General features: G+C 43.8%; 12 protein-coding genes. 10 read left to right on the top strand and 2 right to left on the bottom strand.

What is annotated here, in order from left to right; all coding sequences use genetic code 11:
* The first annotated feature begins 173 nt into the window (after positions 1-173).
* The 10 genes from RDK53_RS06515 (at position 174) to RDK53_RS06470 (ending at position 12,330) form a co-directional block, all read left to right on the top strand.
* Positions 174-944, top strand: coding sequence for an ABC transporter ATP-binding protein (locus tag RDK53_RS06515; protein WP_277040554.1), 771 nt, complete (start codon positions 174-176; stop codon positions 942-944).
* A complete protein-coding gene (gene mlaE / locus RDK53_RS06510; protein ID WP_308513821.1) occupies positions 941-1,729 on the top strand; it encodes a lipid asymmetry maintenance ABC transporter permease subunit MlaE in 789 nt (262 codons plus the stop codon). Before RDK53_RS06515 ends, mlaE begins: the two co-directional genes overlap by 4 nt.
* Positions 1,730-1,742: 13 nt before the next feature.
* Positions 1,743-2,216 carry an outer membrane lipid asymmetry maintenance protein MlaD gene (gene mlaD, locus RDK53_RS06505; protein WP_066595395.1) on the top strand — a complete coding sequence of 158 codons (474 nt, stop codon included), beginning with the start codon at positions 1,743-1,745 and terminating at the stop codon, positions 2,214-2,216.
* Positions 2,217-2,224: 8 nt separating this feature from the next.
* On the top strand, positions 2,225-3,013 hold the full coding sequence (locus RDK53_RS06500) for a VacJ family lipoprotein (protein ID WP_308513820.1): 789 nt from the start codon (positions 2,225-2,227) through the stop codon (positions 3,011-3,013).
* Positions 3,010-3,624 carry an ABC transporter substrate-binding protein gene (locus RDK53_RS06495; protein ID WP_308513819.1) on the top strand — a complete coding sequence of 205 codons (615 nt, stop codon included), beginning with the start codon at positions 3,010-3,012 and terminating at the stop codon, positions 3,622-3,624. The genes RDK53_RS06500 and RDK53_RS06495 overlap by 4 nt, the downstream gene beginning before the upstream one ends.
* A 1-nt stretch (position 3,625) precedes the next feature.
* A complete protein-coding gene (locus RDK53_RS06490; protein ID WP_308513818.1) occupies positions 3,626-3,895 on the top strand; it encodes an STAS domain-containing protein in 270 nt (89 codons plus the stop codon).
* 216 nt (positions 3,896-4,111) lie between these two features.
* On the top strand, positions 4,112-4,690 hold the full coding sequence (locus RDK53_RS06485; RefSeq protein WP_308513817.1) for a surface-adhesin E family protein: 579 nt from the start codon (positions 4,112-4,114) through the stop codon (positions 4,688-4,690).
* Between the two features lie 466 nt (positions 4,691-5,156).
* Entirely contained in the window at positions 5,157-5,987 is an 831-nt protein-coding gene (locus tag RDK53_RS06480; protein ID WP_308513816.1) for a hypothetical protein, read from the top strand.
* A 742-nt stretch (positions 5,988-6,729) separates the two neighbouring features.
* A complete protein-coding gene (locus RDK53_RS06475) occupies positions 6,730-11,535 on the top strand; it encodes an autotransporter outer membrane beta-barrel domain-containing protein (protein WP_308513815.1) in 4,806 nt (1,601 codons plus the stop codon).
* Positions 11,536-11,604: 69 nt separating this feature from the next.
* Complete coding sequence (locus tag RDK53_RS06470; protein WP_308513814.1) at positions 11,605-12,330, top strand: hypothetical protein; 726 nt, start codon at positions 11,605-11,607, stop codon at positions 12,328-12,330.
* Positions 12,331-12,432: 102 nt separating this feature from the next.
* Here the strand turns inward: RDK53_RS06470 and RDK53_RS06465 are convergent, their stop codons facing one another.
* Together RDK53_RS06465 and RDK53_RS06460 are read right to left on the bottom strand one after the other, a co-directional pair.
* On the bottom strand, positions 12,433-12,915 hold the full coding sequence (locus RDK53_RS06465) for a hypothetical protein (RefSeq protein ID WP_308513813.1): 483 nt from the start codon (positions 12,913-12,915) through the stop codon (positions 12,433-12,435).
* Positions 12,916-12,932: 17 nt separating this feature from the next.
* Positions 12,933-13,442, bottom strand: a complete 510-nt coding sequence (locus RDK53_RS06460; protein WP_308513812.1) for a glycine zipper 2TM domain-containing protein — start codon at positions 13,440-13,442, stop codon at positions 12,933-12,935.
* Positions 13,443-13,670 lie beyond the last annotated feature (228 nt).

Here is a 13,670-nt window from a genome sequence, read left to right as displayed (position 1 = left end):
AACACTTTAGGATTTGAAAAGAAACTTGTTGAATCTATTTCCTATTTAGACTCCTGAACCGTTTTCATTGTGGCATAATCAGCTCAAGACTGAACGTGCATTCAGTCTTTTATTTTTTAGTACTTTACTGGCTTGTTATGAAAAAGGGAGACACTTTATTAGATATTAAGAATATGAGTTTTTCTTATGGAGAACGCATCATTCTTGATGACGTGGACCTCTCTTTTAAGTTGGGTTCCGTCGTGGCAATCATGGGCGGATCCGGCATGGGTAAAACAACCCTGCTAAAACTCATCGGAGGCCTTTTAACTCCTCAGAAGGGGACGGTGACATTTGCCGGTCAGAAGGTCGATACTTCCGATTCAGCAGCTCTCTACAAAATTAGAAGAAGCATGGGAATGCTTTTTCAATTCGGTGCGTTATTTACTGACATGACGGTCTTTGATAACGTGGCTTTCCCTCTTAGAGAGCAAACCAATCTTTCCGAAGAGCTTATTCGCTCGCTGGTTTTGATGAAGCTGGATGCGGTTGGGCTGAGAGGAGCCGCGTCGCTTTATCCCGCAGAAATTTCCGGCGGAATGAGCCGAAGAGTGGCATTGGCAAGAACAATCGCTTTGGATCCACTGCTGATTATGTATGACGAACCGTTTGCAGGCTTGGACCCGATTTCCATGGGCGTCACATCCCAATTGATAAGAAAGCTCAATGATGCATTAGGCTCAACCAGCATTATTGTTACTCATGACGTGGCCGAGACCTTCGAAATTGCTGACTACGTTTACATGATTTCAAGCGGGAAAATTGCAGCCCAAGGTACTCCGGAGGAACTTCGTCATAGCCAAGATCCTTTTGTGGTCCAATTTATCAACGGGCTGCCTGACGGTCCTGTTAAATTCCAATATCCTGCACCGCCATTTGCAAAAGATTTAGGACTCGAAGCATGAACATTTATAACAAAATAGCTAGCCTGGGAGGGTGGAGTCTGGAGAAGATACAAGAACTCGGAAAGTTCGGAGTCTTCAGTTTTCGTCTTTTTAAAAATTTAGGCTCCGCCTTTGTTAATTTTCAGTCCACAGTCCGCCAAATTTTCTTTGTTGGTAATTACTCACTCGTAATTATTCTCGTCAGCGGCTTGTTCGTAGGCTTTGTTCTTGGTCTTCAGGGAGATTATGTTCTTTCTACCTATGGAAGCGAACAGGCTCTTGGTGTCTTAGTTGCACTTTCTTTGCTTAGAGAGCTTGGCCCGGTGGTCACCGCATTGCTGTTTGCAGGACGAGCCGGAACTTCTCTGACGGCAGAAATTGGTTTGATGAATGCGGGCGAACAGCTTTCTGCTATGGAAATGATGGGCGTCGATCCCGTCAAGCAGGTTCTTGAACCTCGTTTCTTGGCTGTTGTAATTTCAATGCCGCTGCTGGCAATTTTGTTTTCTGCCGTGGGCATCATAGGCGGTTGGATTGTTGCTGTTCCAATGATTGGCTTGGACAGCGGAGCATTCTGGTCACAAATGCAAGCCGGTGTCGCTCTGTGGGAAGACATTGGCAACGGAATTCTTAAATCTTTCTTCTTTGGTCTTGCTGTAGGTTTAATTTCTCTGTACGAGGGTTATACGGCTCGTCCTACACCGGAGGGTGTATCTCGAGCGACAACCAAGACTGTCGTTATTTCTTCACTGGTTGTACTGGGGCTGGACTTCATGTTGACCGCTCTCATGTTTACTAGTTCTTAAGGTTGGCTTCTATATGCAAAACAATACTAAAGTTAACTTTTTTGTAGGCCTGTTCGTATTATTCGCTGCAGTAGGTCTGCTTTTTCTAGCCTTGCAGGCATCAAACCTCACATCCTTTACCTCAGGTAAAACTTACGAAGTGACTGCTTATTTCGACAATATCGGAGGATTAAAGGTCAGGGCCCCTGTCAGAAGTGCCGGTGTTACCGTCGGAAGAGTCAAAAGCATTTCTTATGACAACAATAAATTCGAAGCCAAGTTAGTGCTTGGTATAGAAAGTAAGTACCAATTTCCCGAAGATACTTCGGCTAAAATTTTGACTAGTGGGTTAATTGGAGAACAATATATTGGCTTGCAGCCCGGTTCTGAAGAAGAGAATCTGAAGAACGGCTCTCAAATCTTATACACCCAGAGCGCAGTTGTTCTTGAGAATTTGATTAGTCAGTTCCTCTTTAACAAGGCTGAGGAAAACAACGGAGGCAAGTAGGAGATTTTATGAAAAATAATAAATTATTGGCAGCCGCTGTGTTGACAGGCACCATGCTTTTAAGCGGATGTGCTTCTGTTCCGGATGGTGCCGGCTCAAATCCTAAAGACCCATGGGAGGCAATGAACCGTCAAACCTTTGCATTTAACCAAGGATTTGATACGGTGATTTCACGACCTTTGGCAAAAGGTTATCAGTTCATTACACCGAAACCGGTTAGAGAAAGCGTAACACGCGTATTCAAGAATACGATGGAGCCGGCTAACGCAGTCAACAACGTAATGCAAGGCAAAGTCGAAGATGGAATCCTTTCTTTATTCCGTTTAATGATTAACTCTACTGTCGGGGTTGCAGGGATTTTTGACGTAGCCCAGGAAGTTGGAATTGAACGTAAGGAAGAAGATGTTGGTCAGACTCTGGCTGTATGGGGCATTTCCAGCGGTCCTTTCTTAGTTATTCCAATTATCGGACCGTCTACCGTGCGTGACGGTATTGCGCTTGTTCCGGAAGTTTTCTTAGACCCCAATACCTATATCGGTCATCCGGCCACCAAATGGTCTTGGTGGGGAGCAAAATATGTTAGTGCAAGAGAAAGACTTCTTCCTGTGACTGACATGCTTGACAGTGCGGTCGATCCTTACATTGCAATGAGAAACGCTTATTTGCAGTCTCGCCAGTCAGCAATTCAGGACGGAGATGAACCTGCGGTTATTCCAGCTTCTTCCATGCTTGATCCGTTTGCAGAGGATGATGATCCGGATACCAAAGCTGAGCCTAAGAAGGACGGTAAAAAATGAGAAATCTCGGAAAGTTATTAGTTACTTTTGTTTTGACGCTGTGTACAGCAGTTTCTTTCGCATCTGTTAACTTGACCAATCCGCCGGAGCAAGTGATTACTGAAGTTACAGACGAAGTTTTAACACAGATTAGAAACCATCCGGAACTTCAAAAAGAGGATCCTTCCGCAATCAATAATCTAGTGGATAAGCACATTCTTCCCTACTCTGACTTCCCTCGCATGACACGCATGGCAGTGGGTCCTCAATGGAGAAATGCAACTCCGGAGCAAAAGGAAGAGATTCAAACTTTATTTAGAAAGTTGTTGATTGCCGTTTATTCCGGTGCTTTGAAGGAAGCTTCCGATTACTCTATGCAGCTTGGCAGAAACAACATCAATCCGAATGAAAAGGTTGTGTTGGTTAGAACTAAGCTCACAGCTTCACAAAGAGAACCGATTCAGCTCGATTATCGTCTCCTGAAGACAAAAGACAATGAATGGAAGGTTTTTGACGTAAATGTCGGCGGCGTCTGGCTCGTTGAAAACTACCGCAGCCAATTCGCCTCTGTTATTTCAAACGGCGGCATTAACGGGTTGATTACTGAACTTAGAAAGAAAGCTAATAAATAACATGAAGATTAGCCAGCCGCAGATAACCAATGTAAATGCAATGGAGGTTCTGGATGAAGGACTAAATGCTCTTAGACAGGGCGACTTCATCGTGGATTTGTCCGGAGTTGAACGCATTGACAGTTCTGCTATTGCCATTGCTTTGAAATGGAAGCAAGAAGCACAAAAACTAGGAGGCGATCTTAAATTTATTCATGCCTCTGAAAATCTTAAAAAGCTTAGTGATCTTTACAATGTCTCTTCGTTATTAATGTCATCATCCAAGCAATAGACATTCCTCAAGAAATAGAGCTATTTAGAAAAAATGTAAACGATTGGCCAGAACAAAAGTTCTGGCTAACTTGTTTATGGAACAGAGAAAAGGATCCTGACAATCAGGGTTTTCGTGAGGAGCAGGCTTTCCCGTAGAAGCGCCTAGAAGTCTGGAAAGCATCCAACTGAAGATTCATAATGAAATGGAAGTTTCTATTAGTTTGGATGCAAAAAAATGAAAAAGTTTTTCCTTTTATCCGTTGCCTGTCTTTTAGTTACGGCTTTCGCCTCTGAAACATACGCAGCTAGACTTGGAGGAAGAGCGACAATTCGTCCGAGAAGCTCTGCCCCTAGAACCTACACTCCTCCCGCACGAGTTTATCGTCCCAATCCGGCCGTAAGAAGATTGAATCAGAATCAAGCGCAAGGTACTGCTCCCGTACCCATTCCATTGTTTATCCCGCCGATTCTCGGTATGAACAATCTCGAAAAGCTAACTGAGACATCCTACCTTGTCAAAACCGGTATCAGAAGAAAAGACGACGAAGTCAGCTTCTGGATGCTTAACAATAAAGAGAACAAGGACAGCAAGTCCGCAAAGATCCAGTACAAATTAAATTGCACTACGCGACAGTTCACGATTCTTGCAGGGGCAACATACTCTGAGCCAATGGGAAAAGGCAAAGAAATTTCCAAAGGCCGAGTCAACGATCAACCGCATGCAATTCCGACTGGGACTGTTATCGATTACCTCCATGGCAAGCTATGCAAGAAGCCTGCTACAGCCCCGGCTGCTGCTTCTACGGCTAAGTAAGAAAGAAGAAAAATCTGCTCTAGTGAGGCGTAGAGCCACGTGGAGCAGATTTTTCTATCACAGTCTTCTGAAAGAAGCGGGGACGGTGTTTGTGTTTATTCAACCGGGAAGAATAAGTCCCATAACATATCCGGCTCAATAGATGGCGTAAGGATGTCAAAGCAGATAGGTGTACGTGAGGCTATTTTTTCTCGGTGAAACTACGAAGATAAGATTAAAAAGTGAGTAATTTTTACTGAACTTACTCCCGGGAAAGCCCGTAAGTTCGGGCTTTCTAAGCAATAAAATTGTATAAACCCCAATTATCAGGGCATTGCGTAATTTGTAAAATCAGTCCCGAATGCTCAAACCATAATTAATTTGAACAGATTCGCAAGAAGTGGCTGTGGGTTTTTCCTTTCTGACCTTTTAGATAAATGTAGTGCGTTGGAACACTTTGCGTCTGTCTTAAAGCTGAGGGAAGTTGATGAAAAACACAAAAAAAATAACTTTGGGTATTTTCTTGTTTGCGGTATCCATGACGACGAGCGCAACGGCGCTGCCCTTAGAGGACTTAAAGACCGCTTGTAACGGTCCCGCAACCTCTGCTAATAGCCTTGCCTGTATCAAATTAAGCCGAACCTTGTTGAAAGCCAACCGAGTTTTTCTAGCTTTAAGCTATGCGCATAAGGGAGCTAAGTCCGGCAACCCTGATGCGATGTTTATTGCGGCAAAAATTTATGTCACTCGCTGGAAAGAACTCGGTATCACATACCAAGAAGGACTGAAATATTCTCAAGCTTTAGCCAAGGGCAGCTGTGAAAAAGGAAGCGGAGAGGGATGCAGTCTGTATGCCTACAATCTTCCTGCGGATGACACGAAAAACAAGGTTAAGAATTGGAAACTAGGTTGCGAAAGAAAATCTGCCGTCGGATGTTTTTTTCTGGCCAATTATCAAGATCGAATTGAGAACTTAAGCAAAGCCTGTGAATACAGCGAAAGCGACTCTACGCTTGGCAGTAACTTTTGTTTGGAATATGCAGAAGCCTTAGAAAAAGATCCGAAGAGCATAAAGGCACAGATTCAGGATGCGTTTGATAAGGCTTGTACGCTTGGTTACCGCTATGGTTGTTACAAAGCGGCATCTCTTCGAGAAGAACAAAAAAGTCCTGAAACTGAACTCCTCCTTCAGCAATACGGTAAGGTTTGTATTCCAGTTCCTGGGTTGTGGTCTCAAAAATATTACAACGATGCTTGCAAACGCTTAAGAGAAGTGCAGAAGAAGACTGAGCAGTCAAAACTTCGTATGCCGGATTAGAGCCACATGAAACACTCCTCCGTAGTACAGCAAAAGGCAGATAAACACCCTTTTCCCATTAGCTCTTTCAACTGACTGACTCCAAAGAGACTTTGCTTGAGGATTCAAGGTTTATGCTTCGAGACTAAGCCGCATTAAAGAGAAGGTTAACTACGGACAGAGGTGCAGATCTTCTCTTGGTGAAAATTTTTGGAAGTTCTCCTCGCCTTATTTAGTTTTTTGCCTTAGACCGGTGGGTGTTGTCTAATATAAACGTCATTTATTGACACAATAGGATAAGTCTATTGATTTCATGCTTTATTTTTAGTCCCAAGTTTATGGGGCTCTACTTTCTGACTTAAAAATAGGTGTAATAAAAGAACCTATTAGTCCCAGCGGGTATTTCGCTAATGTAAAAAATCTCAAAATAAACAAATACATCCACATAAAGATTTCTAGGGAAAATACGGGGGGGAGTAAAAATTAGTATAACCTGTTTTTTTGTTGAAAAAAAGAGGTCTTTGGTAGGACAATAGTAAAAAATTAATACAATTTGATAATAACTATTAAATAGAAAAGCTGAGGTAGAAAATGTATAAAAGATCCTTTGTTTGTCAGAACGCTCGCAAGTATCCTGACAGTTTCTTTGCACATACCCCTTTAACAATGGCTGTTTTGCTTGCGAGCGCAGTTATTGGAATGACTTCACAGAATGTTATTGCCGGAGCCCCAACTAATTGGCCGGAAAATCTTGATAAGTTGAATGAAGCTGGAGTTAAGGTATCCGACGGAGAAGTGGGGGGGGGGTAAAGTTTATTACGACAGAGATTTTAGAAATGATCCTGTAGATAATAGCTTTGGGTGGATTTGGGGCCAAGCTGCCAATGGACCTTCTATTTTGAATGTTACGGTCACAAAAACCCAAGGTTGGCAACAAGTTGGCGGTAAATTTCTTGATAAATCTGAAGAAAACAAGGAGACCGGGGTAAGAACTCAAACTACTCTTTGGATTGCCGGAGGAATAACTTCAAGCTTTGGATCACCTTCGCCCTGGGGGCTGGTTAAAGCAGAAGCTCCTTTTTCTTCTACGGCTTCAGGTAACACACTTAACTTCACATTAGATGAAGGACAAACTTTCCTAGCTAAGTTTTTTGGAGGAAGAAACGATCTCGGAGGAGGTGCCGGGGCAACTTTTTTAACAGAAACTGGGGCGGGAAGCGCAGGAAATGCCAACAACAACACTGTAAATATAACTCTCGATAAGAAATCTACCTTATACGCAAAACTGATTTTCGGTGGCAGATCTTCGCAGCTAGACGGAATAAATGGAAGCACTGTAACAGAAGATGGCAAGGCCGTGACGGCAATCCACAAAGGATTTCAGACAAATTACAATAAGATAAAGATTCAGGGAAATATTGATGGACAAGCTAAAGATCTTGTGACTGCATCGATAAACTCAGTAACGGGTAAAGTTACATCCACTGAAAAAAATTATGGGAACTCTTCCCTTCTTATAACGAAAGGAATTTTTGGTGCAGAAGGGTATGAGGCTAACAACAATATGGTTGTTGTCAACAATACTGTTCTCGTCGCGGGAATGCCGGCAGCTCGTAAACTGGGTTTGGTAGGAGGTCGGGGCGACTACTTTCAAAGAATAAATCAGCTGGAGCTTCCAGATGGGAAGGGCGGAACCATAAAAAATAATGCATTGATCTGGGACGGTAACAGCTTAGCCGAGCAATCTGCCTATGCCAACAATAACGTTGTTATTGTCGACAATTCATACATCGGCTTCCGTGTGCCTATTGCCAATAACGATTGGGATTTATGGACAAAAGACGATAATTCTTGGGAGAGTAATAAAAACCTAGAACACGCTTTCTCTATTTATGGTGGTTGGTCTATAGGGGAGGCAAAAGATAATATTGTTTCGCTTAAAAACTCTGTTGTGAACGGGAACGTTATCGGAGGATATGAACTTCTTAATAGAGCAGATGCCTCCAAGGATGATATGCGCGACTTGAACGCCAATCTTGTTTCTATGTTTAATACGAAACTCACAAAGGGAAGTTCTGTGTATGGTACGGCAACGGGTTCAGGAGAAGCAGAGGTTTGGAAAAAAAATCCCAGCGATAGTACGAATGTTGTTCGCTTGTCCGAATCCACACTTAAAGCTGTAAATAGACGCCGAGGTGTTGTATATTTTGCTGGTGAGAATGAGGCCGATTCTGTTTGGGCACGCTATGTACATTTTGGTCAATACGTAGACAATGCTGTCCTTGAAACTAATCCGGACGTAGAAAGAAATATTACTAGAGATTATTACCCTACATCGGAAAACTATCAATCTGTGCTGAATGATCCAAACTATAAAGTGTCCGATTCAGCCGCATTGAAACGAATTACCTCTACTAACACTGAGGCTAATCAATACAAGATGCAACTGGGAGATTTGGTTGCTAAAACATATGTTGTTAACAGGACAGGATTTCACTCCTCCTTAAGTTCTCAAGACCCTATCAACGTCTCTACCGTCACCGACGGATTGCATAATTTCTGGGTAGGAACGTATGTTAACTTCGTCAGTGCAGTGGACGGAGATGGTAGACTTTTCAATAAAGATAACCAAGATCTTTTTGTTGAAGATAAAACTACCTATCAAGTCAACCATTCTTATGGCTCGGGAGCGACTTCTGCAGAACAGAATTTATCTTTGTTAGTACACGATGACGGCATGGTCTATAGCTTTGATCCAAACGCAGCAACTTCGGGAACGGCTAAGGATGAAAATGCAACTCATCGTCCAGCTCTTATGCATCAGTTTAGATATCACTATGACGGGTTGGTCTTATACGTTGGAGTGAATAATGGACTAGATCCTAATGACCCGAATAAGAAGATTAATGCTGTAGAAATTTCTTTTGAAGCCATAAAGGACTTTAGAAAGGACCGAGAGGAGGGAGTAAATGCCTTCGGAAACACCTTTGTCGGTGTGTTCTTAGAAGGAAATCCGCATCCATTTTTCTTAGACTCTACTCCTGAGGGTCTAAATACTGTAAATGCAAACCTAATGACTTTTACTCCAACGAAGGAGAACGGTCGCCCTGGATTTGATATTTATCAAAATGGACAAGTAGTTGCTGAGGCTACGTACGGAATATATAAGTACCTCCACTTTGATGGGAAAGACGGAACGATTAGTGATAAGAATTCTGCAGGGGAAAATTACGCCGCTAAGATTACAGAAGCGGGCAAAAGTGGAGGTATTGGTATCAAGTATTGGCTTAAGTCAGTAAATATCTTGGATAACAAGATGCTGACTTTGAACGGCATTACAAAAGATACAAAACCAAAAGATATCGGAACCACAGTTAGTATTGATCCTCAAGAAAGATACACATTGTCTGCTGAAGTAACCGGTAGTGGTGGTGTACTTATTCCAGAAAATAATATTGTAGTTTTAGGGACTCCTAAAACTATCTACAACATCCAAGTCGAAGACTATGGTGACAAAGATGAAGTCAAATTCAATCCTGCATTGCCGAACTCTTACACTGGAGTGACACTTATTGCGTCAGATGCACTTTTAGCCGCTGGAATTGATGGCGCTTTAGGATCCGACAGTTCTCATACATCTGCGCTCCAATTACATGAAGGAAAAACTGGACAGACCGCTTTTTATTTACAAGGCCATCAGCAGGTAATTGATAGTCTGACTGTAGAAAAGAATGCTCTTCTTTCTTTGACGGAAGATGCAGTTATTACGGTCACCTCTACAGACGGAAAAGCCTACACAGCCAATAGAGGGACAACTGACGGTGAACTTACAATACGAAAAGGCGGTGTAGTCGCTGGAAACATCAAAGGGGAAGCAAAATCAATTATTAATGTTGAGGGATATTCTCTTGACATTTCCTCTGCAAACCCGGACTTCTTGGGAACTGTTTATCTCAAGGATGGTGCAAGCGGGTTATTAAATAATCAAAATGCGCTTGAAGCGGCTGCTGCTAACGTCGGCAAAGATTCATCTTTGTATTTCTTGACATCTCCGGCACCCGCAATCACAAAAGCTATTGGCAATACAACGGCAACCATTCGTGCCATCACAAATAGCGGTCACGTTTACCTTTCTAATGCTGATTTAGAACAAAAACTTGATACTCTGAATGTCGTTAACGTTAAAAATGCCTACGAAGGTAGCTCTGGGTCTGTAATCCATTATCGTGGCTTGGTTCAGGGGCCGAGTAACTCTCAGGTCGACGTCGTTCATTCTCAGACCGCAACGGGAACCTCAGAAATAACATTTGGTGATCACAAAGATCTTCCGCCGGTTGGCGTCTTTGCCCAGTCTCAAGGAGAAAAGACTCTTAAAGAGAATGGTATCCCTGTATTCATTGTCCAAAAACCGACACATGATGCAAACGATCTGACTTTGACAATGCAAGAGTTCGGAGTCAAGGCAAAAGACAATGAAGCTTATAAATGGATGTACGGACTTGGCTATAACGAAAAGGAAGATGGCTCAAGAGAGTGGGTACTGTATAACAGCAATACGCCGGATGATGAACCCACTCCAATCATTCCGCCTTCTCCGTCAGTGGATCCTGATCTGCCGAATGTCCCGGTGTTGAGACCAGAAAGCGGTGCCTATATCGCTAACTCGGAAGCTTGGGCAAAGATGCATATGCGTCTGCATGATCGTTTCGGTCAGGCTTATTACATTGATCCGTTTGACGGCGAAGAAAAGAGGGCTTCCGGATGGGTTCGCCAAGTCGGAACACATTCTCACTTCAAAGCCGGTTCCAGCAAGACACATGCTAGAACAGCAATCACTCAGGTCGGTGCTGATTTGATCAGAAACGAAGCTAATGAGGATTGGAAGTACGTTGGTGGCGTATTTGCCGGTGGCTTGTACAACCGTGCAAATACTCGTTCTTGGGATAGCGCTAAGTCTCGTTCTGACGGCTACTCATTGGGTATCTACGGAACTATCTATACCGGCAACAGCCCGGATGACGGTTTCTATGTAGATTCTTGGTTGCTGTTCGGCCGTTACGACAATAAGGTTTGGGGCGATGAAAACCCAGGCTTTAAGTACAAGTCCCGCGGTTGGGTCTGGTCCGTTGAAAGCGGCTACACGATCTCGCTTTCAGAGTCCGGAACAAAAGACTACAACAAGCTGATTTGGACATTCCAACCGGAAGTTCAGGTGGTTTGGGACGGCGTACGGGCCAGCAGCGTGGTTGACAATACGGGAACCAAGTACTCCCAGCTGGGTAAAGATAACGTTTCTATCAGAGTCGGTGCCAGACTTCATGCCAACTACATGAATAAAGGCTTAGGCTTTATCGAAGGAAACTGGATCCATAACACTAAGAGCCCCGGCGTGCGGATGACCAACGGCGATATCTATCGCAACGGCGGACGCAATGTCGGTGAGTTCCGTATGGGTCTCGAAGGACACTTGAGTCGCAATACGCTTGGTTGGGCAACTGTCGGTGTACAGGCTGGCAAATCCGGCTATCACAACGAAACGGCTCAAATCGGCTTGAGATACATGTTCTGATGAGCAAGAAGAACCGGAGAGTTTCGCCTCTCCGGCTTGCAAAACCTGCATTTGACGGAATTTCTAATCATGAAAACACAAAAAAATATATTGAAATTAGCTGCGGTTGCTGCTCTTGCTCTGACTCTTGGAGCTTGCTCTTCTTACAACCACAAAGACTATCCTAGAGAAAGCTGGTTTAAAACCGGCAGTCAGTTGATTGAGGCTGAACAGTTCCAGAAAGCTGAGAACCCCTTGAAAGTTGTCTTAGTCGTCAACTACACATGGGAAGGCAGACCGATCGTTCAGGAACCGTTTGAAGACAGACCGGCCGATTGGAGAGAACAATATGGTTTATGGGAAGCCACTAAACGTTATCTTCAGCAGACAGGTCAGTTTGTCATCGTCGATGAAGACAACGAAGAAAAGCAAGGTGCTATGACCGTCGATCTTTCTCGGTGGATGGACGAAGAAACGAAAAAAGCTATCGCTGCCAAAGAAGCTGATCCGCAAAGTCATCCTGAAAAAATCGTCTACGAATACGATATGACGATGAAGATGAATCTGAACCTTCTTCAAGGAAAGGCCTTTACGGCTGCTCCGGTAACCGATCATATGTGGATCGGTCATGAAGATTCAGAAAAGAGAAAAGTCGGTCTTGAACCGAAGAGATTTACTTTCTCCTATTTCAACAATATGGACTTCCATACTGAGTTCGTCCGCAGATTCTATAAACAGATGGTTTTTGAGGGCGTAAAGGAAATGGACGATAAAGGTCTTTCAGCTTTTTTCGTCCCGAAGAAAGAGCAGAAGTAATCTGAGTCCGGCACAAGCCGGATTCGGTGAAGCCGCAATAAAACGAAAGGCAGAACAATCGAATGCTCTGCCTTTCGTTTTGGTCGCAAATTTTAGATTTGCCTATGGCGCTTTAGGAGCCGGCACGGCTGCAGCAGCTCCCGGGGCCTGCATTTCTTTCTGCAGTTCTAACTCGGCTTTGCGCTGAGCTATATCGTTCATATCAATTCTAGTTTTGACATTAGAACGTTTGAGCTCAAGATCAAGCTTCTTCATCTCAAGGTCAATCTGTCTCATTTCGTCGTCGTAGGCTTTCTTTTGAGCGGCTTCGGCGGCTTTCTTCTCATTAACCTTGGCTTGGGCGGCTCTGCGTTTTGCAGCTGCGGCTGCGTTTGCCTTGGCTTGTCTTTGAGCAGCTCTGGCTTTTTCCAGAGCAATGGCTTGTTCATTGGCTTGAATCTGTCTTTCTGCCTGCTGAACTGCCATAATTTGCTGATCCGTCGGGCTTACCGGTACAAGCGGATAGGTCTGCTCAACGATTTGTTGGGCATATACGCTTCCGGATAAAGCTGTGGCTAGAGCCATTACAGTAAATTTAAGATTCATGGATCATGCCTCCCAAATTATTTTTGACATCCGTAAGGATTGTTCGGCTGAATTCTTGTGCTTGTCGGACTTGTCGATGTCATGATGGCCGGACCAAGTTTGAACTCGCATAGCTGGCCGACTTGGGCGGAGTTGAAAATTCTGCCGTTCATCTTGAAAGTAATTTGTACGCCGTTAACCAGAGCGTCTTGCGGAGAAGCATAGCTTGCTCCTGCAGCGCCAAGTGCACCGCCGGCAATCGCGCCGACTGTTGTGCCTGTGCCGCTGTCAATGGAATGGCCGATAACACCGCCTAAAATTCCGCCGATTACTGTTCCTAACAGCTGATTGGTGCCTCTGTCAGAAGAATTGTTGACAGCGACTCTTGCCGGCTGAATAGCAATGATCTGAACGGTTTGAACTTGCTGGGCTTGGTTAACCTGTCCTGCAGAGTAAACGTCAGAGCGATAAATGTCGCCGTTTGCTTGACAGCCTGCAAGTAATGCGGCAACGGAAGCAGTAAGAGCAGCGTGTTTAAGTGAAACCATTTCCATTCTCCAAGTTGTTCTCATAAGTAATAAGATCTAATGATATAGCACGGCCGCTTATAGATGAACGGGGTGAGGTTGGCATAGGGCAAAGTGGGCTAAAAACCCGTAACAGTAGTTTTCCGTAATGAGCGCAAGAGTTCCTTAGAAAATTATTTATTTCTTAAAATTACTCTGCCTATAATTTTTCTATACTAAAAATTGATGCCTTTGGAGGACTACTCAATA

This window comes from uncultured Turicimonas sp., from assembly GCF_902477955.1.
Lineage (GTDB): Bacteria > Pseudomonadota > Gammaproteobacteria > Burkholderiales > Burkholderiaceae_F > Turicimonas.
This window is presented reverse-complemented; position numbering and strand designations above follow the sequence as displayed.

Excerpts from the sequence above, each read along its gene's own strand:
- RDK53_RS06470 (WP_308513814.1), top strand. The coding sequence starts at position 11,605 with ATGAAAACACAAAAAAATATATTGAAATTAGCTGCGGTTGCTGCTCTT.
- RDK53_RS06495 (WP_308513819.1), top strand. The coding sequence starts at position 3,010 with ATGAGAAATCTCGGAAAGTTATTAGTTACTTTTGTTTTGACGCTGTGT.
- RDK53_RS06475 (WP_308513815.1), top strand. The coding sequence starts at position 6,730 with ATGAAGCTGGAGTTAAGGTATCCGACGGAGAAGTGGGGGGGGGGTAAA.
- RDK53_RS06500 (WP_308513820.1), top strand. The coding sequence starts at position 2,225 with ATGAAAAATAATAAATTATTGGCAGCCGCTGTGTTGACAGGCACCATG.
- RDK53_RS06515 (WP_277040554.1), top strand. The coding sequence starts at position 174 with ATGAGTTTTTCTTATGGAGAACGCATCATTCTTGATGACGTGGACCTC.
- mlaD (WP_066595395.1), top strand. The coding sequence starts at position 1,743 with ATGCAAAACAATACTAAAGTTAACTTTTTTGTAGGCCTGTTCGTATTA.
- RDK53_RS06480 (WP_308513816.1), top strand. The coding sequence starts at position 5,157 with ATGAAAAACACAAAAAAAATAACTTTGGGTATTTTCTTGTTTGCGGTA.
- RDK53_RS06465 (WP_308513813.1), bottom strand. The coding sequence starts at position 12,915 with ATGAATCTTAAATTTACTGTAATGGCTCTAGCCACAGCTTTATCCGGA.
- RDK53_RS06460 (WP_308513812.1), bottom strand. The coding sequence starts at position 13,442 with ATGGTTTCACTTAAACACGCTGCTCTTACTGCTTCCGTTGCCGCATTA.
- RDK53_RS06485 (WP_308513817.1), top strand. The coding sequence starts at position 4,112 with ATGAAAAAGTTTTTCCTTTTATCCGTTGCCTGTCTTTTAGTTACGGCT.
- mlaE (WP_308513821.1), top strand. The coding sequence starts at position 941 with ATGAACATTTATAACAAAATAGCTAGCCTGGGAGGGTGGAGTCTGGAG.
- RDK53_RS06490 (WP_308513818.1), top strand. The coding sequence starts at position 3,626 with ATGAAGATTAGCCAGCCGCAGATAACCAATGTAAATGCAATGGAGGTT.